This window comes from Halorussus aquaticus, assembly GCF_024218795.1.
Taxonomy (GTDB): Archaea; Halobacteriota; Halobacteria; order Halobacteriales; family Haladaptataceae; genus Halorussus; species Halorussus aquaticus.
Genome location: NZ_CP100402.1, coordinates 89627 through 115894, shown reverse-complemented (window position 1 = coordinate 115894; position 26268 = coordinate 89627). Strand labels below are relative to the sequence as shown.

Genomic DNA, 26268 nt, shown 5'->3' with positions numbered 1-26268 from the left:
CGATCCTCGTTCGAACTCTCGACGTCATTAGTCCTCAATGTTCGGACATCGCTCGAGTCGGTGGTTCTGTGGCAGAGGACGGAGGTTCGTGTGTCCCGAAGTCCGGATGCGTCTCTTCCATCCACAGGTACACGACTGCGCCGGAGATGAACATCAGGATCGCAGTCACGTAGAAAGCGGCCTCGGCATTCACGAACTCCATCGAGAGGCCGATCAGGATCGCGCCGACACCGTAGCCCGAATCGCGCCACATCCGGTAGACACCCATTCCCGTCGCACGCCACGTCGGATGTGCGGCGTCGCCCGGGACCGTCATCAGATTCGGATAGAGCAACGCCATCCCGAGGCCGGAAACCCCCGAGAGAACGACCCACGGAAGATATCCCTCGACGAGCACCATCCCGAGGACGCCCGCGCCGGTGAGGAACATCCCAGCGACGACAGGCGGACGACGACCGATTCGGTCCGCGAGTCCACCAGTGGCAATCTGGAGGAAATACATCGCACTGTGGACACCGACGACGAACCCGACCGCTGCAATCCCGAGTCCCTGACTCGTGAGATACAACGGGACGGCGAGCCAGTACAGCGTATCGACGAACTTCTCGATGTGACCCGCTTGTGCCGCGGCGAACAGCGTCTTATCGCCGTAGGTCGCTCGCTTCAGCACCTCGCCGAACGGGAGGTTCGCATCGTGGTGGTCGTCGTCGGCCTCCACCGCTGCGTACTGGACCGTCTCCTCAATCAGGAAGATCGAGATCAGGAACGCCAAGACGACGACGGCAGCGAGGAAGTAGAACGGCTCGGGTCGGAGACCCGTCCGGGCGGCGATGACGCCGGTGATCCATGCACCGACGGCGACGCCGGAGTAGCCGAACGCCTCGTCGATACCGACAGCGAGTCCGCGCTGTTTGGGGCCTGCGAGGTCGATCTTGGCGTTGATCGCCATACTCCAGGTCAGGGCCTGGTTAATGCCGAGGAGGACGTTCCCGACCGTGATCCAGCCCCAACTAGGGGCAAAGATGAGAATAATCGGTAGCGGTAGTGCAGTCGCCCATCCCAGGATGAGCACCGGCTTGCGACCGTACTCCTCGCCCCACTTACCGGCGTAGAGATTGAGGAGTGCCTTGACAAACCCGAACGAGACGACGAACGAACCGATGACGAGTAGGGATTCGACGCCGAGTACGTCACGGCCCAGAACTGGAACGACAGCACGTTCAGTGCCGATGGTCAGACCCGTAGCGAACACTAACAGGATGTGCAGTGAGAACTGCCCGAGGTGTTCGCGGATTCCTTGATCGAGTTCAGTTACGTTATTCATGGTAAAATATTGGCTTACGATCGTGTGAGTACAACCGCTTTAGTTGGCGGCGCAGTTGTTTGGACCGAGTTCGAGCGCTTCGGCGTCACTGCCCGCCTGCTCTTTGCCCCAGTTGATCTGCTTGATCTCGTTGTAGTTGGCGGGTTCGTCCGAGAGGCTCTCGACGATGGTATCGACGAACGCCTCTCGGTCACCGTCTTCGACGTAGCCGACGAGTTCGTTGTCGGTCTCTGCCCGGAGCGCTCCAAGTTCCGTCGCGAGCGGGCGGATCGTCTCGTCACTGAAGTGGCCGGGCAGGACGACGGTCTCGTCGTTTAGGTCGGTGACTCGGTCGAGACTGTCGAATAACTGGTCGGCGGCCTCGCGGATGGCGTCTTCCGAACTGTCCTCGAGGTCGGGGCGACCGACGCTCCGGAGGAACAGCGTGTCACCGGAGAGGAGCGCGTCACCGATTCGGAAGGAGACGCTTCCGGGCGTGTGACCCGGAGTGTGGAGTACGTCGAGGCTCTGTTCGCCGACGGGGAGCGTCTCGCCGTCCTCTATCTCGGTGACCTCGTCCAGTTCACCGGCGTCCTCCCCGTGGAGGAAGTACGGCACGTCGAGTTCGCCCGCCAGACGGCGAGCGCCCGAGACGTGGTCTGCGTGGGCGTGAGTGTCTGCGACGCCGACGATATCGAGGTCGCGTTCGTCGGCCGCCCCTAGGTACTGGTCGATGTACTGACTCGGGTCGACAATGAGGGCCTCGCCGCCGTCGTGGACGAGGTACGAGACGCATCCCGTTCCGGGCCGGACAATTTGGACGATACCGTCGATGTCCTTGAGGTCGTACTGGCGGTGGACCCGACCCCAGTCGTTCATGCCGCCGTCGATGGACTTCGCGTCGAAGTCGTGTTCGCGGAGGAACTCCGCAGCGCGGGCCGACGTGACGCCAGCGACGCAGACGACCGCGATTTCCTTGTCCTCCGGGAGTTCGTCGAGATTGCGTTCTAACCCGGAGTAGTCGTATTCGAGGAGTTCGTCGTAGACGGGAACGTTCGTGCTTCCGTCGATCTGCCACTCCTCGTAGTCGTCTTCGTTTCTGACGTCGAAGACGAACAGGTCCTCGGCCTCGTCGTCCCGGACGCGCCGGGCGACTTCAGAAGCGCCGATAGTAGTATTGCTCATTACACCCAATACTATACAATCTATGCTCTTAAACCCGTCGGCCATCATGACGGGTTCCCAAGGAGAGACGTTATTCAGAATGCGACCGGTCGTAACGGTTAATCACCGAACGAGACTTCCGTCTGAGATGGATTGCGTAATTCCTTCAGAGCGCTATAGACGACCGCAGCCGACACCACGATTGCTGCACCGAAGATGAGTGCTATGCTGACCGTCTGCAGTATCTCGATACCGTACGTAGTGCTGAGTTTCTTCGCGGCAACTGCGATGCTGCCGGCCAGCAACATCGCGGCGAAGTACCCCTTGATGTCGTCTTCGTCGACGAGTTTCGTCGCACTCGCACCGACACGGGCTCCGAGAGCACTACCGGCTAGCAGCGAAATGACGACGGGTAGCGCGATCGAGCCTGCTCGCGCATACGTGAAGGCACCGAACGCTCCGGAGATGGTGATTTGGAGGATGTCGGTCCCGACGGCAACTGCGGCGGGGACGCCGAATCCGTACATCATCGCTGGCATCAGGAGGAATCCCCCGCCGACGCCGAGGAACCCCGATAGGACGCCGATGGCTAACCCGACGGCGAAGACGATGACGGCGGAGACGCGGACGCCGCCGGTGAACTCGACCATCGGCCAGATCTCGATCGACTGAATCGTCTCCGAGAGGTCGAAGCTAGCGGACTCGTCCGCCTCCGAGCGAGCGTCACGCAAGGTCATTAGACCGACGACGGCGAGCAGTCCGACGTAGGCCACGCTGATGACGAGGTCCGATATTCCCGCGTCTTCGAGGAAGAACACGACGTGCTTCCCGCCCTCGATACCGATCGTCATCGCGGCCGTCATGATGAGGGCAAGTTTGTAATCGACCTGGCCGTGATCGCGGTGGCGCAGCGCGCCGATCACGCTCGTCCCAAAGACGAACGCGAGTCCGCTCCCTACGGCAACCTTCGGTTGGTAGCCCATCACGAGAAGGGCCGGTGTGACGAGAAACGAACCGCCCATCCCGAAGAACCCGAACAAGATTCCGATGAGGAGTCCGAACCCGACGAACATCGCAAATACCGCCACGCTCAGTCCGAGTACCTCCATGGTCACGCACTCCGAACTGCGTCAGTGATGTGGTCGCCCACGGCCGAAGTCAGTCCGCCGTATACGACGTACAGTACCATGGCCTCGGCCAGTACGAAGCCGACTTGAGCGACGGCCGCCGCCGACCCCTCTAGCGTTTCGATTCCGAACATCAGCGAACCCTCGCTTCCAGTCTTGTACGCATGTTTAACTTCTGCACATATCCGGATAGCCAGCGGAGGGTAATAATGGTTTTGAACGTATCATGCAATACTATATTCGCGTGACCACCAGATTGCTATGCATAACTTACGGGTAACTACGGACGCATCAATGGGCACCTACGTGGCCTGGGCACGAGGCGGAGCACAATCCCGAAAACTGAACCAAGTCAGAGTAGAACGACGACGTCCTCAAAGAGGTAACAGCGTCAGCGGACAACAGAGAGGAGCTTCGACGATAAGTCGGGAACCCGCTCCGACGGTGTCGCCCCTGTTAGAGAATGCTACGGTTTTCACGGACACCGACGGTAGATACGTTCTACAGCGTCGATACGAGGAAACGGCAAAAACGGTGATTAGCTCGAGGCGGCGTCGGTCGCGTCTCCGGTGTCGTCCGCGCGGAGTGCGCGCCAGTATCCCTGTGCGTACGCACCGAGGAACATCCCCGCGATAGCGAACAGAATCGGGTAGTTACCGATACCGACGCTGGCGTACGCGGCGCCGGGACAGATGCCCGACAGTCCCCACCCGACGCCGAAGATGGCGCCGCCGATGACGACGTTCCGGTCGAAGTCCTTGAGTCGGCGGGTGTACTCCCGCTTGGTCAACGGTGCTCGGTCGAGGTATCGCGTGGCGACCGTGAACGTGATGCCGGTCACGACCGCGGCCCCGCCCATCACGAACAGCAGACCGAAGTCCTCGAACTGGAGGAAGTCCAGCACTACTTCCGGGCGGGCCATCCCGCTGACGGCCAGCCCGAACCCGAATATCAGTCCGCCGACGTAGATGACGGGCAGGAACAACGGACTCCGTTCGTTCCCGCTCATGGCGACACTCCCAGTGCCTGAACCAGTTGTGCGGTCCCGATGGCGACGGTCAGGAACGTAGCGACGTTCACGAGCGACGTGTTCGAGAGCGACCCGGTGCCACAGACGCCGTGACCCGAGGTACACCCCTTTCCGAGGCGCGTCCCGACTCCCACGAGGAAGCCGCCGCCGAACAGTCGCCACCACTGGACGTCGGTCGTCCAGATGCCGGGGTTCAACACGAGTCCGTAGACGGCCGCGCCGCTGACGATTCCCGCGGTGAACACGAACCGCCACCCGCGCGACTGGACGTACTTGAGCCGATTGAACCGCGGCACGTCCGAGACGTACGAGAGCGTCGATTCGAGGAACGTGCTCGCCCCGGCGATGATGCCCGTCGCGAGGTAGATGACCGCCGCCCCGAGTCCGACGAGTAGGCCGCCGAGAACGTACGGGAGAACCCCTCGGGGGAAGAGCTCACTGGCGGTGACCAGCGGTACGAGGCCACTCATCTCAGTCAGTCAGCGCCTCCTCGCTGGCCGCGCAGTTGTTCGGGCCGAGTTCCAGTTCGAACGCTCTCTCGTCGTCGGGCGACTGTTGTCCGAGGTTGGTGGCGATGATGTCCTCGTAGTTGGCAGGCTGCGGCGGCATGTCTGCGGCGATGAACTCGGCGAACTCGGCTTCGTCCATCGTGAGCGCGTCCATCGTTTCCTTCAGTTCGCCGAGTTCGGCCGTGTACGTGCCGTCGTCGTTCGGCGTCGCCGAGTCGCTGAAGTGCGCGGGTGCGATTACCGTCTCGTAGGGGAGGGGGAGAATTTTCTCGGTGAGGCTCTCGTAGAGCGTCTTCGCCGCGTCCTTCGCGGCTTCCGGGTCTTCGAGATCCGGCCGCGCCACGCTCTCGGTGAACAGGCCGTCGCCGGTGAACAGCACGTCGCCGACCCTGTAGGACGTCATCCCGGTCGTGTGGCCGGGCGTGTGGACGACCTCAATTTCGACGTCGCCGACAGTGAGTGCGTCGCCGTGTTCGACGGTCTCGTAGGGCCGGTCGTACTCGACGCCGCGGTCGACGGCAGGTTCGGGTAGGACCGTCGTCGCATTGGTTTCGTCGGTGAGGTCGCGAACACCGGAGATGTGGTCGGCGTGAACGTGCGTGTCGAGCACGTATTTCAGGTCAGCACCGAGCGCGTTCACGTCCTGTATGTACTCGTCGGTAAATGCCCGTAGTGGGTCGACGACCGCGGCTTCGCCGTCGGAGACGACGAGGTAGGCCAGGCACCCGCTGGAGGGGCGTCGGTACTGGGCGACGGTCGCCTCCGTCTCGGTGTCGAGTTCGGTGTACTCGTAGATGCGTGCCCAGCCCTTCATGCCGTATTCGAGGTGGTTGACGTCGTACCCCTCGTCTTCGAGATGTTCGGCGACCATCTCGCTAGAGCCGCCCTTCGCACAGAGGACGGTTATATCTCGGTTCTCGGGCAGTTGGCCGAGCAGGTCTTCCGGGATGCCGTCAAGGAGCTCGAAGTAGGGGTAGTTCACGATATCGACGTTCTCTCCGTCAATGTGCCACTCCTCGAAGTCGCCTTCTGAGCGCGCATCGAGGACGAAAACGTCTTCTCCGCTGTCGATGCGCTCTTTCAGTTCGGTGGGAGTAATCGATTCGACTATACCCTCTGTGGAGTGCGCTGCTGTCATCGTCACTCGTGTCTATCTTCGGCAGTTAAATAAGTCTTTGCATAGTAATCCGTTGAGTGTACAATACTATATTGTGCTATACTCGGTTAAGGCCACTAAGACACCATAATAACGGCTATTTCCAACAGTGGAATTTTTGTTTGTGCACTTTCTCTGAACTACCACCGATAGGCTTTTACAGCCCCGAGTGATATTGGGCAGTGAAGTCAATACCATGACTGAGTACGAAATCACCGAGACGCTCGACGTGAAAGGACAGAACTGCCCGATGCCGGTCATAAAGACGAAGCAGTCCATCGACAATCTCGACGAGGGAGACGTTCTAGAGGTTCTCGCAACCGACCCTGGAAGCACGAGCGACCTCGGCGGATGGGCCGACACGACTGAGGGTGTCGAGCTGGTCGAACAGGAGGAGCGAGACGACCTCTACAAGCACTACGTCCGGAAAATGGAGTAAACATGAGCACAGACACTCCCTCAACGTCGGCCGACGCCGCAACCGAGACGGACACGGCCGCCCTCGAATCACGGATCGAAGAACTCGAGTCGGAACTCGCCGACCTCGAAAACGAGATCGATGACGGTCCTCAGAAGATGTCGATCATCGCGACGAAGGGAACGCTGGACATGGCGTACCCGCCGCTCATTCTCGCGAGTACGGCGGCCGCGTTCGGCTGGGAAGTGACGGTCTTCCACACCTTCTGGGGGTTAGACATCCTCCACGAGGAGCGTTCGAAGAACCTCAAGCTGAGTTCGGTCGGGAATCCCAACATGCCTGTTCCGAACGCCGTCGGCGCACTCCCGGGGATGGACCGCGTGACGACACGGATGATGGAGAAACAGATAGCGGACAACGACACCGCGACCATCGAGGAACTCCTCGAAACGTCGTTGGACATGGGTGTGGAGTTCCAGGCGTGCCAGATGACGATCGACCTGATGGACTACGACGAGGGCGACTTCTACGACGGAGTCACCACCGGAGTCGGTGCCGCGACGGCGCTTCAGGACATGGCCGACGCTGACATCCAACTACTCGTCTAATTTCGGATTCGGGGTTCTATTGGACATCCATTCCTTCGATACCAGTCCGCGACCGCACGCAATAGTTCGCAATCGTAGAATGATTATGCAAGTCAACGAAGATGAGTACCGATGACTGGGAATTCGAGTAAGGAAACAGATCCGTCCGACCCAGAGCACCGCGAGGTCGGGCGAGGCCTCCTCGACGAAGAGATGGGCCCCAGCAGCTCGATGGCTCATCTGTACCGCGGCGAAATCCACCGGATGAAACTCTGGCGGGAACGCCTCGACCGTACCACCAACTGGGCGGTCATCGTACTCGCGGCGATCCTGACGTGGGCCTTCTCCAGCGAATCGAATCCCCACTACGTACTGCTCGCCGGCGGAGGAGTACTGAGCACCTTCCTGGGTATCGAAGCACGTCGATACCGGGGATACGACATCTGGCGGTCCCGCGTCCGGGCGTTTCAGAAGAACGTCTGGGCGTACGGGCTCGACCCCTCGCAGGGATTAGCGGACGAAGACTGGCGAACCCACCTGAGCGACAGTTACCGCCAACCGCAGCTCAAGATCACTCGGATGGAGGCCATCGCCCACCGTCTGCGCCGGGTGTATCTCCCGCTACTCACCGTTCTCCTCGCCGCGTGGACCGTTCGGATCACCGCGTTTGCAGACGTTCCCTGGCCAGCTAGCGCGGCCATCGGTCGGATTCCGGGCGGCGTCGTTATTTCCACTGTGCTGGTCAGCTACGGTGTTCTACTCTTTACCGCACTTCGGCCACGGACGTGGCACGCCGAGACGGAACTCTTGAGCGAGGACCTGCGCGAGGAATAGCCTCCATCCGGACAGTCGTCCGATCAATCGCCGATTTTGGCGAGTACTCGTTCGAAGCTCTGGTGGACGTCAGTTGCGACATCATCGAGCGCGTCGTTATCGGTGATACCGATGAGTCGTTTCGGGTCGACTGCGCTGACGCCGACTTCCCCGTCGTCCGTCTCGTACACGATTACATTGCACGGGAGGAGCGCCCCGAGTAGGAGTTCGTCTTGTAGCGCGTTGTGGGCCTGATTTGGATTACAGGCTCCGAGAATTCGGTACTGACGAAAGTCTGTGTCTAGTTTCTGTTCGAGGGTGGCTTGGACATCGATGTCGCAGAGCACGCCGAAGCCCTCGTCCTCTAATGCGGTAATCGTCTCTTCCACGATGTCGCCGAAATCGCCCGAGACGGTACGGTCGATAGTGTACATCATATTGTGGGTAAAGCACAATACTATAAAACTGTTCGGGTCGCTCTCGGAAGAAGTTATCTGGCGTTATACCGAGGTGTTTGCGACGTTACGATCCGTCATCTCAAGCGTCTCGACGAACTCCTCCGCGTCGAGTGCAGCCATACTCCCAGTTCCGGCCGCAGTGACCGCCTGCTGATAGCGGGAGTCGGCCACGTCACCCGCGGCGAAGACTCCCTCGACCGTCGTCTCCGACGTCATTTGTCCGTCTGCAGCTGTCCGTAGTTGGACGTAACCGTCTTCGTCGCGTTCCACGCCAGTTCCTTCCAGGAACGCGGTATTCGGTGTGTGACCGACAGCGTAGAAGACACCGCCGACGTCGACGGTCGCTGTCTGGACGTCGACCCCGTTCTTCGCTTTCTGCTTCGGGTATCCGTCAGGGTGAGTGACGAGCGTGGCGCCCGTAATTCCCTCCTCTCTAGAACCGCGCAGCGACTGGAGTTCGGTGTTCCATCGGAACTCGATGTCGTCGTGGTCACGAGCGCGGTCGGCCATGATTTCGGAGGCTCGGAGTTCCTCGCGTCGGTGGACGATAGTCACGGAGTCAGCGAACTTCGCGAGGAAGAGCGCTTCTTCCATCGCGCTATCGCCACCGCCGACCACGAGGACGTCGTTGCCGCGGTGGAAGGCGCCGTCGCACGTCGCACACGTCGATAGTCCGTAACCCATCAGTTCGTCTTCGCCGTCGGCGCCGACCCAGCGAGCGCTCGCTCCGGTCGCAACGATGAGAGCGCGCGTTCGGATGGTTTCGCCGTTCGATAATCGGAGCTGCAGCGGCTGTCCGTCGAGGCCCGCCTCCTCGATGCTCACGTGTTCGAACTCGGCACCGAACTGCTCGGCCTGTTCTTTTCCGCGTTCAACCAGTTCCATTCCTCCGACACCGTCGGGGAATCCGAGGTAGTTCTCGACGTCGGTCGTGAGCGTCAGTTGGCCACCGGGTTCGTCGCCTTCGAGGACCAGCGGCTCGAGGTCGGCTCGGGCCGCGTACACGGCGGCCGAGAGCCCGGCGATACCCGAGCCCGCGATCACGAGAGTGTGGATATTACTGTTCATTTACTTCGTGTAGCTTTCGACTAAAGTGCGTAACTGGTCTTCCTGCTGGACACCGACGATTTTCTCGACCTGTTCACCGTCCGCGAACAGGACGAGCGTCGGCACTCCGCGGACACCGTACGTCCGAGCGAGTTGCTGGTTAGCGTCGACATCGACCGTTCCAACCGAGGCGTCTGTCCGTTCCGCAAGGCGTTCGACGATGGGTTCCAGCATCTGGCACGGACCACACCAGTCAGCATAGAAGTCCACCAGCACGACGCTGTGCTCGTCGACGAATTCATCTAACTCGGACTGGCTGTCGATAGTGACGGGTTTGTCCGGAGTAATCGGACTTGAATCCGATGTCGTATTAGCTGTCATCACCTGTCTCTATGGTCCGTTGCTAATTAAGGGTTTTGGGAATATTATGCAATACTATGTTCGTGTCGGATTCGCTCGTATCGGCATAACGAACGGCGTCGTCGTACTACGAGAGGAGGTGAACGATAGAACCGGCAGAAGGCGTTAACTGTCGGCCGGTGCAGTCGCCTCGGCCTGCTCGTATTTGTTCTCGAACTCCTGAATGAGTTGGCCCATCTTGGCGTACCAGTCGTTGAGCATTCGCTGCATATCGTCGGTGATGTTCGACGGGTCAGTCGGTGAATAGACGTGGTAGTAGCCGCCCTGGTCATAGTTGACCTGCTCCTTCTGGATGAACCCCGTCTGGAGCAAGCGCTGAACCGCACGGTAGGCGGTCGAACGCTCGCGGTCGACGGCGTCTGCGAGTTCGTCGACCGTAAGCGGCTCTTCTACGTCTACGAGCGCCTGAAAGCACTCTCTGTCGAGTTGTTTGAGGCCGTGGAAACACTCGAGGAGTCCCTCGCACTCCATATCTTGTTGGAGCTGTTCGGACATCGAATCTGGCATTGTTATCAACGCTACCTAGGCGTCATCGGATTAAAAGACTTGTGCAGAAATCGTACAATCCCATACTGTCCCTGCTCGACGGACGGTCACGCCGGATATGCCGTCAGGTACCACAAGGTGTAGCACTATCATGCCGGCTCGGCAGGCGAACAGAGGGATTACCGGATTCCGATCGGGAACGAAGGCTCGATAAGGTTCTTCACGACTCTATCCCAGAGACGTTCGGGCGTAATTGCCTTCAGCTTCGGGGCGAGCCACGACTGTAGCGTGACAGTGTATCGATTCCGTGGTTGGCGTGCTTCGAGCGCCGTGATGATCGTCTGCGCGACTCGTTGCGGGTCTATCCCATGCATCCCGTCGCTGTCGCAGAAGTTCCGCGTACGTATCGACGTGCACGGAGCGGAGGACGTACTTCTGTAGGGAACGCCTCGCCCGCTCGTTGAACCCAGTCGCCACGGGGCCTGGTTCCACTCTCAGCGCATCGCTCGCCGCCTCGACGGAGTGCTTGGTGGCCGAGTAGACGCCGACAAACGGGAGCGATACCCGACCGATTATCGAGGAGACGTTTATCACCTTGCCCTCTTTACGCCGCAGTTGTGGTATCGCATGGCGTATCGCGTTGAGCGGTCCAAACACGTTGGTCCTGAACTGCTCTTCTACCGTCGCAGCGTCCACGTCCGTAATCGAACCTAGTTCGTAGTATCCGGCGCAGTTGACGACGACCTCGCGTATCCGTCTCTCGTCGGCGATGTCCGCGTGGAGCGTTTCGACTCCTCCGGCAGTTCGCCGAGTCCCGCTTCGCCGATATCGACCGCGACGACCTCGTGGTCCTTTACCAGGAGTTGCTCGACAGTGGCCCTCCCGATTCCAGCGGCGGCACCCGTAAGTAGGACGTTCATGGGTATAGATCACCCTCGTTATCTCGCATCGTCAATCGCCCTCGCGAGGTTGTCGTACGTCCACTGCTCGACGATCTCTCCGTTCACGAACATCGTCGGTTTGGCTGTGACTCCGCGGTCAACGCCGTTTTGGCGGTCCGCTTCGGTTACGCGCTTGTACTGCTTCGCAGTCGCCAGCGAGCGGACCCGGTCGCGCTGCACGTCCTGTTCCGTGGCGAGCGATTCGAGCGCCTCCCAGTCGTACGCCGACTGTCGCTCGAACGCGCGGGTTTCGAACGTCCAGAAGGCGTTGTCGCCCCGCTCGTCCTGCACAGCCTGCGCCAGCGTAGCGACTCGGTACGGCCAGTCCGAGACCGGTATCGGAAAATCGTGAAACTCGTACCGTACCGTGCCGGGTTCGAGGTGGTTCCTAACAATTGTTGGCAATGTGATCTACTTTATTCAGTCTAACCGACTGGGACACTGCGGAATCCTTGCCGGTCATCGCTCGTTTGTCAGTGCTCCGACTTCGGCCGGTCGGCTCTGATACTGGCGAGTTGGGCCTCGGTGAAACGCTCGGCGATGTAAAAGAAGGGGCTGCGGCCTACGTGAAAAACCGACGAGTGTGAGGACCGATAATCGCCGTTTCCAATCGCGTTTGGATTCCAGACGAACGCACCGATACGTTCCTCGAAAGATTGCAGGATAGCTACGGAATCGAAGATCAAGAGGGGTTCCTCGGTCTAAAAGTCCTCAGCCCAATCGAGGCCGAACGCCACGTCACGATGACATTCTGGGAATCGCTCGACGATTACCAGTCGTGGCGAGAGGGGGAGACGTTTGAGCGGGCCCACCGAGACCGGTCGGCCGAGGACGTCTTCGAAGCGCCGAACGAAATCGAAGTTCACGAGGTCGCAGTCGAACGCACCTCCACGGAATAGTCGTCTCCCCGTTCGCGGATACGGGGTGTGTTCAGTTCTCCTCGGAATCTATCTGTGGATACGACTGGTGGTGCCCCGAGGAGTTCCGTGCGACGATTCGGACGACGGCACTGGAGCGTCCGTCGTCTCGCGTCTCCGTTCGCTCGTCGTAGTAGAGGACCGTCAGGTCGAGACAGGCGTGGAGAAGTTCGTTCGCGGCGAACCGATATCGGTCGCCACTCGGGCCGGATTGGACCGACTCCGAGGACCGGAGATGATGTTCGACGAAGAGTACCCCGTTCGGCGTCAGCGCCTCCTTGATGTCGGGGAAGCGATCCACCGCACGATAGAAGCTGATCGTGGCGACGTCGTAGGTCGATTCGGGGAAGGCGTACGTCGGTACGTCCGCCTGAATCCAGTTGGTGCGCTCGGCGACGCCGCTGTTGGTCGCGTTTCTTCGAGCGATTCGTAGCCCCTCTATAGACTGTTCGATGCCGTCGACTTGGTACCCCTCTTCGGCGAGGAAGACCGCATTGCGGCCGGTTCCCGTCGCAACGTCGAGTGCCCGTCCGTCCGGACAGGCCCCGAGATACCGGCGGAGGATCGGTGATGGATCGGGATTCTGTGGATAGTCTCCGTCTCGAAAGCGTTCGTCCCATGTCTGCATCGTTTGTTTCACTCCAGTCGAGACAATGCGGTTTCTTTGGCCGTATCTTCTTCCGTCGGCCGCGATTCGGTGACCTCGATGGCCGACACTCACTTGATGCTCTCCCAGCAGTCCGACTCGGCGTCGGTCGGAATCAGCCGTGCCGGTCCGCCGTGTTCGATCGACAGTGGCTTGCCGTCGAGTTCGACGGCGAGAATCGACTCGGCGAGTCGGTCCAACTGGAACGAACACGCGTAGTCACCGTCCGTCGCGCGAACGAGCGCGTACTCGCTCTCGGCTGTCGGGGTCGTGCGGTCGAAGATGGTTTCGACGCGGATGCCCCGCCACGTGAGACTGTCCGCGACCCACCCTTCTACGCACTCGAAGTCGTCGGTAGACGTTTCGAGGGGTAGCGACGTCAGGTCACTCTCGGTGAAGCGACGCGGTCGTTCGACCGTACCGGTGACGCGGAGGTTCCAGTCGGTCGTGTCTACACTCGGTGGGATTTCGTGGCGTTCGAGATCGTTCATCGTCCGAGAGCTCCGATCTTTTTGTGTGTCTACCGACTGAGACGGGTCGTACACGTCGGGTATCACGTCGTCTCGACGTGGACGTCTCGTATCCTGTCGATCTCCATCGGGAGGCGATCCCGAATCGCTCGCGTCGTCATCGGGGAGATGCCGCAGTCGCCGCACGCCCCCGAGAGCTGAATCCACACGGCACCGGACTCGGTATCGACCTCCTGTATCGCAGCGTTCCCACCGTGCATCGCAATCTGGGGGAAGTTCCGCCGGAGAAACGCGGCAACGTCGTTCGCGAGCTTCTCGCTCTCGTTGTCGAATGAGTCCGGACCGTTCCGGTTGTCTGCGCCCATACCAACAGTATCGGTAACAACTGTTGTACGACTTTACCCGAATACGTTCCGCCGAGCGAGAAGTTCGAGTACCGTGAATACGTTCGGGAGAACCGGCCCGGATTACCGCCTCTAGTCGTCGGAGAAGTACTCGGCATCCGAACTGGACTCTCAGAGGAGAGTGACGGTCCAGTTCGGCCTCGTTAGGCCGCTTGGACTTCGTTCAGGAGTTCGTCGTACGGCGGTTCGTTCGTGGGGTCGTCGGCAATCCAGTCGTACGTCACTGTTCCATCCCTATCCAGAACGAACACGGCACGGTTGGCGATCTCGTACAGTCCGAGTTCTGGGATGTCGATCTCCAAGTCGTACTTTCGAATCGCCTCCCGACCCATGTCGCTCACGAGGTCGAATTCGACGCCGTGTTCCTCTCGGAACGCCCCGAGCGAGAACGGCGAGTCCGCACTCACCCCGAGAACGGATGCACCGGCGCCCCGGAACTCTTCGAGTCTCTCCTGCAGTGCGAGTATCTCGTTCGTACACAGCGGCGTGAACGCGCCCGGAAAGAACGCGAGGACGAGTGGTCCGTCGCCGACGTGGTCTTCGAGGTCGAACGACTCGTGGTCGCTGGTCCCGACGGTCGCTGTGAACGTCGGTGCAGTATCTCCAGTGGCTGGCATCGTCTACAGGAACGGCTGTCAAAAAGGTAAACCACTTCACGAATATATTCGGTAGCTTACTCGACACGAACCGGGTTGCCATGTGTACTGCTCCGGTTCCGAAAGTACGGGTCGGTTTCCGTGGACGTCTTCGAGGTGGGCGTTTTTCCGGAGAACCGGCTCACCGGTCGTGACGACGAGTGGTTTGAGTCCTGCACGGGCAGTACAGTAGTTGAAAATCTGGTCGGTAACAGAAGCTTTGCAGAGCAGGGGAGTACCGATTCCACAACGGTCCCTCGCTCGTGGTCGAGTTCGTAGCGCCACGGCGCGAGGTCCACGCTGGCGTTGCCGCTTCCCTGCTACATCTGGACTACGAGGTACGGGACCATCTCGGGCGTCGCCTCGTCCGGACGGCCAGCGGACGTGAGTCGTTTCCGCGTCGGCGCTCCCGCGAGGCGGTAGTAGACGAAGGTCTCGCGGTGGCCGCGCGTCTACCCGTCGAACTCGTAGCGAACGGGTGGGTAGCGATCGCCGGTCTGTTAATTCGATTCCTGGACGAACGCGAGTAGCTCGTCGACAAAGCGGTCCGGCGCGGTGTTCATCGGCTCGTGTGAGTGACCGTCGAAAGTGACGAGCCTGCTATTGGGAAACGCATCGGCTACTGCTTCTGTCGCATCCTTGAAGAACGGCGGGCTCACGCCGCCGGACAGCACCAAGGTCGGCGTGTTCACGTCAGAAAACCGAGTGGAAGTGAACTCGTACTCGGCGTTCGCTCGCAGTTCGCGAGGTAGAGTGTGGGCCGCATCCACCATGTCCGGCCATATCGGCGCCGAGCGGGCCGTATCGAGTTCGTCCGGCGTGAGCTGAGCGACTTCCCGGAGCATCAGAACAAGCGCCTGTTCGTTCTCACCGCTTTCGAGGAGCCGCTGGATTTCGGCGACCGCGTCATCGACGTCGAGTTCGTGATCGCCGACCGGAACGGGCGGCTCGTTCAGGACGAGTTCGCGTAGATTGTCGGTCCGCAGGGCCACCTCCAGCGCTACGAGGGCTCCGTATGAATGGCCGAGCAGGACCACCGAGTCGTCGATCGAATCGACGACTGCCACCACGTCTTCGGCCTCTCGTTCTAGTTCGTACTCCTCGGTGTCACCGCTTTCGCCGCGCCCGCGCCGATCTATCGCGTAGACCGTACAGTGGTCCGCGAGGGCAGAGCGAACTCCAGACAGATCCCAGAACTCACGTACATCGCCACCTCCGTGGACGAGCACGAGCGGGGGTCCACTCCCCGTCCGTTCGAAGGTAATTGCAGTTCCATCTGCTGACGTGACCGTTCCTGTTTCCCCACCCGTGTTTGATGACGTTGTTTTGACCATGGACGACTCACTACCATTCCTCTACGAGCCTCGATGACATAACGTCATCTCGTGAAATCCCTGCACGTCCCGAAAGGGGCAACAGCCACGTGTCGGCCAGTGATCTTTGATCGTACTTCGGTCGCCTGATCTGCGATGCAGTCCTCACTAACCCAACTGCGGGCTTCCATGTGACCTGGGAAATGCTCCGCTTGGAACGTCGGAAATTCGGGGGGGAGAAGTCCGAAATCCGCCGTACGAATACAGGAGTGCATGGGCGATGTACGACAAGAGTATTGCGTGTTAACTCGTACCACGAGCATGAACTCGCCAATCGACGAGATTGAGTTTCTCGCACGCTCGGACCACCGTATCGAGGTACTCGACGCACTAGCCGAGCGTCCCTGTGATCGAAACGACCTGCGTGTCACGACGGGCGCATCCTCGCCGACCATGGGGCGAATCCTCTGCGACTTCGAAGAGCGACGGTGGATCTCCCGAGACGGACGAATCTACCGACTGACGCGGCTGGGCGAATTCGTCGCAGAGCGGTTCATGGACCTCCGCGAGGCGATGGAGATGGAGCAGAAACTACGCGATATCGTGCCGTGGCTCCCGCGCGAGATGCCGGGATTCACGGTCGACCTGTTCGCCGACGCCACCGTCTCCTACCCGGGATCAGGGTATCCGTACCAACCCGTCGAACGCGTCACGCAACTTATCGAAGGTACCGAGTCGATGCGTGGGTTCGGAACCACAGTTGTGAAGACTTGCAATCTCGAAGTGGCGTGCCGAGCCATCCTCGACGGAATGGAGTTCGAGTTCATCTATTCTCCGGACGTCTTGGAGACGATCGTGGCTTGGAACCCCGAGAAGGTCGCGGAAGCAGATGCCTGTGAGAACTGCACCACCTTAATGCACGACGCGCTGCCGGACAGCGACTGGTGTGGGCTCGGCATCTACGACGATCGGGTCGGCATCTGCTGTCACGATGTCGAGACGGGCATGCTCAAGGCGGTCGTCGACACCGATTCGCCGTCGGCGCTCGCGTGGGCCGAATCGGTCTACGAGCAATACCGAAACGACGCCCGACTCATCGACGATGCGACCCTCGTCACGTGACGGGTCTGTTTCGCCCGGGGACCGCCACGATCATCGAGGGGTTTCACGTGGTGAAACGGTTTCACTAGGAATGTACATTCGTACCTTGGTCGTACAGATTCTCGTGGAGAAGTAGTGCAGAGCCGAAATACAGTGACTCTTCACGGAGAATCCGGACAAGAACCATGTCTATCGAAGAACCCACTATCGACGAAGAACAACTGAACGAACTCGTCGGGACAGCCGTGAGCGACCTCGGAGGCGCATTCCAAGCCGCGTTAGCCGACATCGGCGATACGCTCGGCCTCTACACGGCACTGGCCGACGCGGGACCGCTGAACGCCGGAGAGCTGGCTGAACACACCGACACAAATGAACGCTACATCCGTGAGTGGCTGCGCTCACAGGCCGCTGGCGGGTATGTTACCTACGATTCCGAAACCGCACGTTACAGTCTCTCCCCAGAGCAGACAGTCGTGTTGGCTGACGAAGACAGTCCGGCGTTCATGCTCGGCGGCTTCCAGGGAACCAATACCGTTATCGCAGCCGTCCAAGACGACATCGAAGCGGCGTTCCGGACCGGCGAGGGAGTCGGATGGCACGAACAGCACCCGGAACTGTTCTCCGCCACGGAACGCTTCTACAAACCCAGCTATGCGGCCAGTCTCGTAGACGAGTGGATTCCCGCGCTCGACGGAGTAGATGCGAGGCTCAAAGCGGGCGGACGCCTCGCCGACGTCGGTTGTGGCCACGGGGCATCGACGATTATCATGGCCGAGGCCTACCCCGACTCGACGTTCGTCGGAATCGACTACCACGAGCATTCGATCGACACCGCACGTGAACGAGCGGAGGAGGCTGGCGTCGCCGACCGCGTCGACTTCGAAGTGGGGACGGCGAAGGAGTACAATGGGTCCGAGTACGACGTGGTGACGATGTTCGACTGCTACCATGATATGGGTGATCCGGTCGGCGTTGCCGCGCACGTCCGGGAGACGCTCGCCGCCGACGGTACGTGGATGCTGGTCGAACCGTTCGCCAACGACCGAGTCGAGGACAACCTCAACCCGGTGGGGCGGGTGTTCTATGGGTTCTCAACGATGTTCTGCACGCCGAACTCGCTCGACCAGGGGGCTGACCCGGCGCTGGGCGCGCAAGCTGGTGAAGCGCGACTGCGCGAAGTAGTCACTAAGGGTGGCTTCAGTCACTTCCGGCGAGCCACCGAGACGCCATTCAATCTGGTACTCGAAGCCAGGCCGTGACGATGACACTACGACCACAGATTAACGAAGGTGCTACAGAGTGGCTGTGGAGACGACCGAACCTCACCGATGGTTCGAGCGGACAAGGCGCACGCTATCGAAGTCTCTGAGGGATTCCGGAACGAGGCCCGACCTATCGTCGAGGAGTAAATTCTCATCGCTTGCTCGAATTGACGACGGCGGGACTTCCTCGAAACTGTCGATGGCTTTCTGACGTGGGCCGCCAGTAAGACGACCGACATGCGCGGACGACAAATAGGTCACCGAGAGTACCGTCGTTAAAATACAGGACAGACGTGAAGACTGTCTTGCCCAGTTAATTCGTAGCTAGTGAGATTCCCCACGCTAGTACAGCAACGACGAACAGTACAATCACTGCGAGTGACACGTGGATTTTCAAAAGCCCCGTTCGGGGCTAGAAGCGAGACTATGCCGATAGTGAACGACTGACCAATTCATTCATGCGTTCACACTTCTACGTATCGAACGTGATGTTATGAGCGCCATCGAAACCGAGGACCTGACGAAGTACTACGGCGATACCCGGGCCATCACCGACCTCTCCTTCACGGTCCGAGAGGGCGAGGTGTTCGGCTTCCTCGGTCCGAACGGCGCAGGCAAGACCACGACCATCCGGACCCTCCTCGGGTTCATCGAACCAACAGACGGTTCTGCGACCGTGCTGGGCCGGGACGTGACCGACGAGGCCGACCTCATCGAGGCCAAACGCCGGATCGGCTATCTGCCCAGTGACCCCGGATTCGACGAAGGGGTGACCGGCCGACGGCTGATTCGCTATCACGGCGACCTCAAGAGCGACGAGCGAAGCGACGAACTTCTCGAAATCTTCGATCCGCCGGTCGGCCGCGAAATCGGCGAGTACTCCACAGGGAATCGCCAGAAACTCGCCCTCGTCCTGACGTTCATGCACGACCCCGACCTCGTGATCATGGACGAACCTACCTCCGGGTTGGACCCCCTGATGCAGGAGCGCCTCTACGACTTCATCGAGGACGAACAGGAGCAGGGCACCACGTTCTTCTTTTCCAGCCACATCCTGAGCGAGGTTCGGAGGGTCTGCGACCGCGTGGGAATCATCCGGAACGGCCACCTCGTCACGATGGAGGGCGTCGAGGAACTGCTTGACCGGAGCGGAAAGCGTGTCCACATCAGCGTCGAGGGGTCGCTAGACCCCGGAGACTTCGCGCTCGCGGGCGTCCATGACTTCGACACGTCCGACGGCGATGCCTCGTTCATGTTCACCGGCGAGTACGACGCCCTGCTCGACCACCTCCAGCAGTACCGCGTTCGGGACCTCGAAATCGAGGAAGCCCCACTTGAAGACGTGTTCATGAAGTTCTACGATGGGAAGGCGGCCCCCTCGGGTAACGGTGACGCCGGAGCGAGCGAGACGCCAGCCGAAACCCCCGCGTCTACGGGAGGTGAGACTGATGCTTGAGATCGCCGAGTACGAGTCCGAGCGCAAGATGAAAGGGACGCTGGTGCTGGCGGCCTTGCTCGCGGCAATGTCGCTGCTGTTCGTCAGCCTGTTCCCCTCCATCGCCTCTTCAGGCGTTGACTTCGAGGCCTACATGGAGAGTCTCCCGCCCGCGGTCAGGGCCGCCTTCGGCGCGACTGGCGCAGTTTCGATTACGAGCATCGAGGGATTCCTTGCGATCGAACTTTACCAGTTCTTCTGGGTGCTGATGCTCGGCATCTACGCCGCATACCTCGCTGGTGGCCTCGTCGCGGACGACGTGGAGCGCGACCGGATGGACCTCCTGCTCGCGGCACCCATCACACGCCGCCAAGTCGTCGTCGAGAAGTTCCTCTCACTCGTACCGGTCGTGGTCGCGATCAACCTCGTCGTCGGCACCGCGGTGTACGTCACCGTCCTTGCCATCAACGAATCCATCTCGGTCGCCGACCTCGCCATGGCCCACCTACTATCGATCCCCTACCTGCTCGCGTGCGGGGCCATCGGCCTCGTGCTCTCGGTCGCGTTCGACACCGCCGACGTGGCCAAGCGGGGCGGACTCGGAGCCGTCTTCGGACTGTTCCTGCTGGAATCCGTCAGCGCCTCGGCGGACGCCGACTGGCTCAGCGCGATCAGTCCGACCCGGTACTACGACCCGACCGCGATACTGGTGCAGGGCGAATACGACCTCGCGGGCGCACTCGTCCTGCTAACGGGCACAGCACTGCTCGTGGCCGCCAGCGCGGAGTGGTTCCGGAGGAAAGACATCGCGTAAGTCCATCGAATACTCGAATGCATTCTCCTATTCGAACGTACTCTTTGGCGGTCTGAATGTGTAGGTTCGACGCCGACGAATACGAGTGCATCCACCGCCAACTCCGGGAGACCGATACAGCAAACCGAACCCCTCCGTATCCTCGAGGACCGCGTGTGATGTGAACTCCGCGAGACTGCAGACACCACCGAGCAGTTGAGGGTGATCGACTACGTCACTCAGATATTTTCGAAGCCGCGTTCGAGTACACAATTAGCACCCCCGGAATATCTATTTTGGGTGGGTCTGGAACGACGGTTTTCGAGAAGAAGGCCCTGCCGAGAAGACGCTTTAACCCGCAAGGGTGTCTCTAGAACTCGATAGGAAAGCGACAACTACAGGGGTGTAGTATTTATCCAAATGTTTTCTTGTTCCAAATCTCGAGTGCGATCAATATCGCAAGTAGAAACGCAGCAGCCCACAATATAAGCGCAAATTGAAGTTCGTTATCGAAATAAAACGTGACACCCGACAGTCCGAAGACGACAAGTAATAGAGCGGACATAGTGACTCGGTTTTCCTCGACAAAATCCTCGAAAGACGGCGATATGAATGCGAGGACTGTTAGACAAGCGGCTGCAAGCAATGTGGCACCAAACAACACATTCCTCTGGAGGAAGTATAATCCTAAAGGAATTAAAACTACGAGTGAAAACACGGTGGGAAACAGTCTCCTTGTTATGGAATCTTGCTCTACTACAACGAGCAAAAGTGAAATAGTTAGTTAATCATAGAATATTCGTATGAAAAGACTCTGAATGTTATATAATAAGAACAACAATTTTGTATAGTAAACGAAACAAAGGAGCATAACTATATCAGCATATAGAAAATACAATAGAAAGTGGAATCTTCACGAGGGGGCATAATCACCATTAGAGACTTAACGGACGGGCGCACTATTTATGATAGAGACCAGTATGGCGGCAACCGAGAAGAACTTCGAGTCCGGTCGGGGACCGTTCGAGCGACTCTCGACCGAGTATCGGTCCGTTCTCTCCCTTCTTGAGAGTGCCGCCGACGTCTTCGACCTCCCGAGTTTCGTCGCAACAGCCGAGGAGGTCGTGGACAAGCCAGCCGAAGAACGCTTCCGAATGTCCCCGGCGGAGGTTGGCGAGACCTATGGCTTCGGGGACGACGACAAGCAGTCCTTCGTGAAGCGGGCCGCATGGTTGATCGGCGACCTAGGCGGGGCGAAGGTCCTCAGCAAGTTGACGGGCATCGTCGAGCGGCCGCTGACCGAGATGCGCGAGCAAGCACTAGAGCAACTCCTCAAGGGCCGGAACCAGGAGCGCGAGGCGTTGATTCTTGGGCTGTACTTCGATAGGGTCCTTGACGTGCAGTATGAACTGGAGCGGCGTCTCGATCGCTCGACCGACACCGACAGCCTGTTCGCCTGCTGGCACGCCCTCATAAGTCGTGTCGTCCTTATCGGTGAGGGCGAGCAGACTCACGTGACTGACGACATGCTCCTGGACATCGCCTTCGCGGAGTACTGTCTGGCCGAAGCCAGCGGCGAGGACCCTAGCGTGTACCCGCCGGAGCGATCCATCGACGCCATCGGTGAAGAGGTCAAGCACGAAGGCGCAGTCCTCGCCTACGAGAAGTTGGACATCTCGGTGAGCCGTGGCGCAGAACTCGCGGATGTCCGCGTTGAGGAGTTTGAGGAGTTGCTGGCCGACCACGGCATCCGGCCGCGGTATGGTCCCGACGACCCGAGTGAGTTGTTCGAGGGAACGGAGGTCTTCGACTCCGAGTGAGCATGTCGTTCGTACTGGACAACGTGATTCTTAGCTCCTTCTACAGCGCTGGCTGGTTCGATTCGCTGGCGTTCTACTCACCGGAGGACAAACTTCGAGTACCGGAACGCATCTGGACGGCCGAGTTCCTACCGGACCGCGACGTGGACAGCGCTCCAGAGTGGCTGACGGTCCAGTCGGTGACCGAACTTCCTGAGACCGGCGTTCCTGGAGCGCTCAGCGAGGCCGACAAGACGTGTCTAGCGCTTGCTGAACGGCACTCGGACGTGCTAGTGACTAACGATAAGAAGCTCGTCGAGACGGCCAAGGCGAGAGATGTCGCGACCAAGTGGGGGACGCGGTTCGTCATTGAGACGTTCGAGCAGTGTGGCATCTCGCAGACGGCGTTCGACGCTGGCGTTGAGGCCTACAGAGACGACATCTACCTGCCCAATGTCGTCGCCGAAAAGTTGATGCAAGCCGAGAAACCCTGAGCAATCAGTCTGCAACCGCGAACCGCCTGAACTCGATCTCCGACTCTTTTCCCTTAACTTGCGCCATCTTTATTTACCGGCTGTCGATTCCGCTCCCGGCTTCCGCTAGGTAGCCCCAACCACTTCACTAGTTGTATTCACTATAAATCTCAAAGCTACTGTACTGCGACAACACGAAGCCCTAGTGAGTTGCATGCGTAGTCGATGATGGAATCTCGTTGATTACTCAGGAGGATTTGTTCGTCAACCGTCCAGCCATAGTCCTCCTCACATCCGCTGTATTCAGCACGTTGGCCCCTCATTTGCCGAGGATTTCAACAGACTCCCCGAGAACAGCACCATACACCAGTACAACCCTCCTCGGGGACGTTCCGCCCCGGCCACAGACGCTGTTGGCGGTCACTCTCCCAGCCCACCCCCTCCGTATCTACCGCTGGAACTGAGAGACGTACGAGTAAGCGTACGGTGTCACCGCCACGAGGATCCACCGTTGAGGGTGGTCTACACGTCGTGACGGATCCAGTTCGGTGCCGACCGAGCTAGTCTGGGCTAGAGATACGTCCCTCTCGGGGTATGGTTGAGTCCGGCCACTCCGTTATCCGGCCACCTCGTCTGTGGCCGGACCATCCGAGTCACCGAGCGACGGCTCGCCCGGTAGCTCTGCATCTTCGGTCAACAAGGAGACGATGGGATTTGAACACAGGAGAGAAGAACTACTGGCTGGGAATCATAATAGAGTAGGTACTTAAGGATAGGGCGGATTTCAAGTTAGACTGATGTCTCGAACGGGCCCCGAATACGTTGAGTCGGAGGAAGAGTTGCTAACTGATCTCGATCTCAAACAGGACACTGGTGAAATCTCTAGTAGAACGGCTAATTCCTTCAAGGAACTCTACGAGTTTGCGAGAGAAATCGGAGACGATGTCACTATAGGCGAGGCCAAGAACGCCAACTTCCAATGCAAGGTTGATGCACACTTGGGGGACTATCACGGAGATCCCAGTGTTTTCACTGCGAGTATCAACAGGGAAGTGCAAGTCTGGCCCGCGAGGATGCCGATGGACCACGATTCGGACCTCGATGCAGTGCCGTGGGCCGCGGAGGACTACCACGAATACGAGAGAAACTTCCAGACACTTCGGGGAATTCCTCAAGGAGCAACGGCTGTGAACTTCAAAACGTTTGCCTCGAAAGTGGATATCGAGGAATTCAAATCTGTCGTAGAAGAGTTCGTCGCCACCTGCCGAGAGAAAGACCGACAGACCACTGAATAACCGACGGAGTCGTGATACTGGATTTGAGAGAAATCCATCAGCAGCATAACGGAGTTGCCGACGGATAATCAGTCTGCGAACGCGAACTGCTCCGCTTCTACCTCGCAATCAATCGAAACGCTGTCCTTCTTACGGATGATCTTGAGGCTCGAGACGCTGCAAAGGAAGCCGACGTCGAAGTCCACGGGTCAGTCGGTATAGACGATATTGAGGGAGTTCGGGCTCAGCGTGACGAGACCCGGCGTCTCGTCGAAGATTTCTTTGATCGAATCGGGCTGTCGAACGAGTAACTATTGAATCAGTACCAATGAGTCAAGAACGAGTCTCGGTCGAAGCGGAAGAGACGACACCCCTGGATACGTTCCGTCAGTTCTTCGCGCTCGAACGGGACGTACTGGTGCTCTCGTTGGCGATGTTCGCGTTCAGTCTGGGCTTCCAGATGACCAGCCGGTACCTGCCCGAGTACATCGTCGCACTCGGTGCGTCTGGCTTCGTCGTCGGACTGTTTGGAACGGTCGGGAACATCATCTCGGCCGTCTACCCGTACCCTGGCGGGGCGGTATCCGACCGCATTGGGTCGCGGTACGCGCTCACTATCTTCGGTCTGCTCTCGACAGCAGGTTTCGGGTTCTGGTTGCTTGCACCCACCATCGGGACGATCGAACTCGCGGGCGTTGCTATCCAGCCTTGGATCTGGATCCTCGTCGGACTGTTCCTCGCACAAGCGTGGAAGTCGTTCGGTCTCGGCGCGACCTTCGCGGTCGTCAAGCAAGCGACCGACCCGTCGCGGCTGGCCGCGGGCTTCGCCAGCACCGAGACCTTCCGCCGGACCGCGTTCCTGATCGGTCCGGTGCTGGCCGCCGTCCTCATCGGCTTCCACCCCGACTTCACCGTCAGCTTCCAATACGTTCTCGGGGTCGCGGTCGTATTCGGGGCCGTCGGTACCATCGTGCAGCACATCCTCTACGACTCCAGTTCAGACACCATCGGGGACTCCTTCGAGGGTCTCGACCAGATCCGGCGGGACCTCCGGGACATGCCCGAAGAACTCCGTCCGCTACTCGTCGGCGACCCTCGTCCGGTTCGCCAACGGCATGGTCTACGTATTCTTCGTCCTCGTAATCACTCGGTTCCTTAGCGTGGGCCTCGAAACGACTGTAGGTGTCGGCGGGTTTACGTACGCGCTCGATCTTTCACCCGAGGCATTCTTCGGCTACCTGCTGGGCGTCGAGATGCTAGTCGCACTGCTCGTGATGGCTTCCGCCGCCAAGGCAGCCGAGTATGTGGGACTCAAGCCCGTCGTCGCACTTGGGTTCGCTGTCTACGCTATTTTCCCGATTGTGCTCATCAACACCCCGGAGAGTGCACTTGCGTTGATCCTTGTGTTTGCGTTCTCGGGACTCCGTTTCGCTGGCCTGCCCTCGCATAAGGCACTAATCGTCGGGCCCGCTGAGCAGGATACCGGCGGCCGCGTTACGGGCACATACTACCTGCTCCGGAACACGGTGGTTATCCCCAGTGCTGTCCTCGGTGGCTATCTCTGGGATTTCGTCAGTCCCGAGATCGCCTTCACGGTCGCCTCTGTCATTGGTCTCGTCGGAACTGGCTACTTCCTACTCTTTGGCAAGGAGTTCGACGCGTACCGCTAACCCACTTCGAATTGGGCTACAAGATACGCAGCCCTACTGATTTGGTGTTTCACCGAATCGGTCTCTGGGTAGAATACGAATTTCCGATTCTGCACCGAGAAGTGGACTCTCTGTGGATTGATCAATATAGTAGATAGAGACAGCAGTTCTGTCAGCGGTGTCTCCGTTCAGGGTGCATCGCTGAACTCGTCGAACAGAGCAGTGACACGCTGTTCAATTTCATTACGAATCTCACGCACTCGGTCAAGATCCTCTCCATCAGGATCGTCCAGAGCCCAGTCGTGGATATCTACATCTTCTCCCACCTCGCCAACGTCAAGGGTCGAACAGCCCATCGTGGCAACGTAGTCGCAAGACTGCAACTCTTCCAAGGAGATCTCTCGCGGTGTTCGATCGGAGAGGTCGAACCCTACTTCGTCCATTACCTCAATGACTTCATCGTGGACGTGGTCGGCTGGATGGGTGCCGCCGGTCAGAATCTCGACGTCGTCGCCGAGTCCCCGGCGATCCCGCTCGCGCTCGGCGAACGCGGTGGACATCTGGGAGCGCCCGGCGTTCTGGACACACATGAAGGCGATGCGAATCGGGTCGGTTGCGTCAGTATCTATGGACAT

30 protein-coding genes and 2 pseudogenes are annotated in these 26268 nt (G+C 59.4%); 12 read left to right on the top strand and 20 right to left on the bottom strand.

Features of this window, described 5'->3' with window-relative positions; translation table 11 throughout:
* Window positions 1–34 precede the first annotated feature (34 nt).
* The 7 genes from NGM06_RS21085 to NGM06_RS21055 all read right to left on the bottom strand — a co-directional run bounded on the left by NGM06_RS21085 (window position 35) and on the right by NGM06_RS21055 (window position 6271).
* Window positions 35–1324: an MFS transporter gene (locus NGM06_RS21085; RefSeq protein ID WP_254270664.1), complete on the bottom strand. Its 1290-nt coding sequence runs from the start codon at window positions 1322–1324 to the stop codon at window positions 35–37.
* A 39-nt stretch (window positions 1325–1363) separates the two neighbouring features.
* Window positions 1364–2488 (bottom strand): MBL fold metallo-hydrolase, encoded by a 1125-nt coding sequence (locus tag NGM06_RS21080; protein ID WP_254270663.1) that lies wholly within the window; start codon window positions 2486–2488, stop codon window positions 1364–1366.
* Between the two features lie 98 nt (window positions 2489–2586).
* Window positions 2587–3576 carry a sulfite exporter TauE/SafE family protein gene (locus tag NGM06_RS21075; protein WP_254270662.1) on the bottom strand — a complete coding sequence of 330 codons (990 nt, stop codon included), beginning with the start codon at window positions 3574–3576 and terminating at the stop codon, window positions 2587–2589.
* A gap of 2 nt (window positions 3577–3578) precedes the next feature.
* Window positions 3579–3728 carry a DUF7512 family protein gene (locus tag NGM06_RS21070; protein WP_254270661.1) on the bottom strand — a complete coding sequence of 50 codons (150 nt, stop codon included), beginning with the start codon at window positions 3726–3728 and terminating at the stop codon, window positions 3579–3581.
* Window positions 3729–4132: 404 nt separating this feature from the next.
* Window positions 4133–4603, bottom strand: a complete 471-nt coding sequence (locus NGM06_RS21065) for a YeeE/YedE family protein (RefSeq protein WP_254270660.1) — start codon at window positions 4601–4603, stop codon at window positions 4133–4135.
* Window positions 4600–5094 (bottom strand): YeeE/YedE family protein, encoded by a 495-nt coding sequence (locus NGM06_RS21060; protein WP_254270659.1) that lies wholly within the window; start codon window positions 5092–5094, stop codon window positions 4600–4602. The genes NGM06_RS21065 and NGM06_RS21060 overlap by 4 nt, the downstream gene beginning before the upstream one ends.
* Before the next feature lies 1 nt (window position 5095).
* Window positions 5096–6271 carry an MBL fold metallo-hydrolase gene (locus tag NGM06_RS21055; RefSeq protein ID WP_254270658.1) on the bottom strand — a complete coding sequence of 392 codons (1176 nt, stop codon included), beginning with the start codon at window positions 6269–6271 and terminating at the stop codon, window positions 5096–5098.
* Window positions 6272–6485: 214 nt separating this feature from the next.
* Here NGM06_RS21055 and NGM06_RS21050 point away from each other — a divergent pair, with 214 nt between their 5' ends.
* The 3 genes from NGM06_RS21050 (at window position 6486) to NGM06_RS21040 (ending at window position 8128) form a co-directional block, all read left to right on the top strand.
* The gene (locus NGM06_RS21050) at window positions 6486–6728 is read left to right on the top strand and encodes a sulfurtransferase TusA family protein (protein WP_254270657.1); all 243 of its coding nucleotides are present in this window, start codon (window positions 6486–6488) and stop codon (window positions 6726–6728) included.
* Window positions 6729–6730: 2 nt separating this feature from the next.
* Window positions 6731–7315 carry a DsrE/DsrF/DrsH-like family protein gene (locus tag NGM06_RS21045; protein WP_254270656.1) on the top strand — a complete coding sequence of 195 codons (585 nt, stop codon included), beginning with the start codon at window positions 6731–6733 and terminating at the stop codon, window positions 7313–7315.
* Between the two features lie 111 nt (window positions 7316–7426).
* Complete coding sequence (locus NGM06_RS21040; protein WP_254270655.1) at window positions 7427–8128, top strand: DUF2270 domain-containing protein; 702 nt, start codon at window positions 7427–7429, stop codon at window positions 8126–8128.
* Between the two features lie 23 nt (window positions 8129–8151).
* On the opposite strand, the gene NGM06_RS21035 is transcribed toward NGM06_RS21040, so the two are convergent.
* From NGM06_RS21035 to NGM06_RS21010, 7 genes and pseudogenes are all read right to left on the bottom strand, one after another.
* Window positions 8152–8544 carry a DUF302 domain-containing protein gene (locus NGM06_RS21035; RefSeq protein WP_254270654.1) on the bottom strand — a complete coding sequence of 131 codons (393 nt, stop codon included), beginning with the start codon at window positions 8542–8544 and terminating at the stop codon, window positions 8152–8154.
* A gap of 63 nt (window positions 8545–8607) precedes the next feature.
* Entirely contained in the window at window positions 8608–9633 is a 1026-nt protein-coding gene (locus tag NGM06_RS21030) for an NAD(P)/FAD-dependent oxidoreductase (protein ID WP_254270653.1), read from the bottom strand.
* Window positions 9634–9993: a thioredoxin gene (gene trxA / locus NGM06_RS21025; protein ID WP_254270652.1), complete on the bottom strand. Its 360-nt coding sequence runs from the start codon at window positions 9991–9993 to the stop codon at window positions 9634–9636.
* 144 nt (window positions 9994–10137) lie between these two features.
* The gene (locus tag NGM06_RS21020; RefSeq protein WP_254270651.1) at window positions 10138–10539 is read right to left on the bottom strand and encodes a helix-turn-helix domain-containing protein; all 402 of its coding nucleotides are present in this window, start codon (window positions 10537–10539) and stop codon (window positions 10138–10140) included.
* 207 nt (window positions 10540–10746) lie between these two features.
* A pseudogene (locus tag NGM06_RS24385) lies at window positions 10747–11298 on the bottom strand (SDR family NAD(P)-dependent oxidoreductase); the annotation flags it as partial.
* Window positions 11229–11438 (bottom strand): SDR family NAD(P)-dependent oxidoreductase, encoded by a 210-nt coding sequence (locus NGM06_RS21015; RefSeq protein ID WP_254270650.1) that lies wholly within the window; start codon window positions 11436–11438, stop codon window positions 11229–11231. The gene NGM06_RS21015 and the pseudogene NGM06_RS24385, both read right to left, overlap by 70 nt.
* A gap of 18 nt (window positions 11439–11456) precedes the next feature.
* The gene (locus NGM06_RS21010; protein WP_254270649.1) at window positions 11457–11864 is read right to left on the bottom strand and encodes a DsbA family protein; all 408 of its coding nucleotides are present in this window, start codon (window positions 11862–11864) and stop codon (window positions 11457–11459) included.
* A 188-nt stretch (window positions 11865–12052) separates the two neighbouring features.
* Here NGM06_RS21010 and NGM06_RS21005 point away from each other — a divergent pair, with 188 nt between their 5' ends.
* The gene (locus NGM06_RS21005) at window positions 12053–12358 is read left to right on the top strand and encodes an antibiotic biosynthesis monooxygenase family protein (protein WP_368410519.1); all 306 of its coding nucleotides are present in this window, start codon (window positions 12053–12055) and stop codon (window positions 12356–12358) included.
* A gap of 31 nt (window positions 12359–12389) precedes the next feature.
* Here the strand turns inward: NGM06_RS21005 and NGM06_RS21000 are convergent, their stop codons facing one another.
* From NGM06_RS21000 to NGM06_RS20980, 5 genes are all read right to left on the bottom strand, one after another.
* Window positions 12390–13004: a class I SAM-dependent methyltransferase gene (locus tag NGM06_RS21000; protein ID WP_254270647.1), complete on the bottom strand. Its 615-nt coding sequence runs from the start codon at window positions 13002–13004 to the stop codon at window positions 12390–12392.
* A gap of 89 nt (window positions 13005–13093) precedes the next feature.
* Window positions 13094–13513 carry a molybdopterin-dependent oxidoreductase gene (locus NGM06_RS20995; RefSeq protein ID WP_254270646.1) on the bottom strand — a complete coding sequence of 140 codons (420 nt, stop codon included), beginning with the start codon at window positions 13511–13513 and terminating at the stop codon, window positions 13094–13096.
* 62 nt (window positions 13514–13575) lie between these two features.
* Window positions 13576–13857 (bottom strand): NifU family protein, encoded by a 282-nt coding sequence (locus NGM06_RS20990; RefSeq protein ID WP_254270645.1) that lies wholly within the window; start codon window positions 13855–13857, stop codon window positions 13576–13578.
* A gap of 182 nt (window positions 13858–14039) precedes the next feature.
* Window positions 14040–14513: a redoxin domain-containing protein gene (locus NGM06_RS20985; RefSeq protein ID WP_254270644.1), complete on the bottom strand. Its 474-nt coding sequence runs from the start codon at window positions 14511–14513 to the stop codon at window positions 14040–14042.
* Between the two features lie 518 nt (window positions 14514–15031).
* Window positions 15032–15865, bottom strand: coding sequence for an alpha/beta fold hydrolase (locus NGM06_RS20980; protein ID WP_254270643.1), 834 nt, complete (start codon window positions 15863–15865; stop codon window positions 15032–15034).
* A 300-nt stretch (window positions 15866–16165) separates the two neighbouring features.
* On the opposite strand from NGM06_RS20980, the gene NGM06_RS20975 reads away from it, so the two are divergent.
* From NGM06_RS20975 to NGM06_RS20935, 8 genes and pseudogenes are all read left to right on the top strand, one after another.
* The gene (locus NGM06_RS20975) at window positions 16166–16966 is read left to right on the top strand and encodes a helix-turn-helix transcriptional regulator (RefSeq protein WP_254270642.1); all 801 of its coding nucleotides are present in this window, start codon (window positions 16166–16168) and stop codon (window positions 16964–16966) included.
* A gap of 164 nt (window positions 16967–17130) precedes the next feature.
* Entirely contained in the window at window positions 17131–18207 is a 1077-nt protein-coding gene (locus NGM06_RS20970) for a class I SAM-dependent methyltransferase (RefSeq protein ID WP_254270641.1), read from the top strand.
* A 496-nt stretch (window positions 18208–18703) separates the two neighbouring features.
* On the top strand, window positions 18704–19666 hold the full coding sequence (locus NGM06_RS20965; protein WP_254270640.1) for an ABC transporter ATP-binding protein: 963 nt from the start codon (window positions 18704–18706) through the stop codon (window positions 19664–19666).
* A complete protein-coding gene (locus tag NGM06_RS20960) occupies window positions 19659–20459 on the top strand; it encodes an ABC transporter permease (RefSeq protein WP_254270639.1) in 801 nt (266 codons plus the stop codon). Before NGM06_RS20965 ends, NGM06_RS20960 begins: the two co-directional genes overlap by 8 nt.
* 944 nt (window positions 20460–21403) lie before the next feature.
* Window positions 21404–22258 carry a UPF0175 family protein gene (locus NGM06_RS20955; RefSeq protein WP_254270638.1) on the top strand — a complete coding sequence of 285 codons (855 nt, stop codon included), beginning with the start codon at window positions 21404–21406 and terminating at the stop codon, window positions 22256–22258.
* Complete coding sequence (locus NGM06_RS20950; protein WP_254270637.1) at window positions 22255–22731, top strand: PIN domain-containing protein; 477 nt, start codon at window positions 22255–22257, stop codon at window positions 22729–22731. Before NGM06_RS20955 ends, NGM06_RS20950 begins: the two co-directional genes overlap by 4 nt.
* A 776-nt stretch (window positions 22732–23507) precedes the next feature.
* The gene (locus tag NGM06_RS20945; RefSeq protein WP_248653198.1) at window positions 23508–24005 is read left to right on the top strand and encodes a carbohydrate kinase family protein; all 498 of its coding nucleotides are present in this window, start codon (window positions 23508–23510) and stop codon (window positions 24003–24005) included.
* A 307-nt stretch (window positions 24006–24312) separates the two neighbouring features.
* A pseudogene (locus NGM06_RS20935) lies at window positions 24313–25654 on the top strand (MFS transporter).
* Window positions 25655–25821: 167 nt separating this feature from the next.
* Here the strand turns inward: NGM06_RS20935 and NGM06_RS20930 are convergent.
* Entirely contained in the window at window positions 25822–26268 is a 447-nt protein-coding gene (locus NGM06_RS20930) for a low molecular weight phosphatase family protein (RefSeq protein ID WP_248653199.1), read from the bottom strand.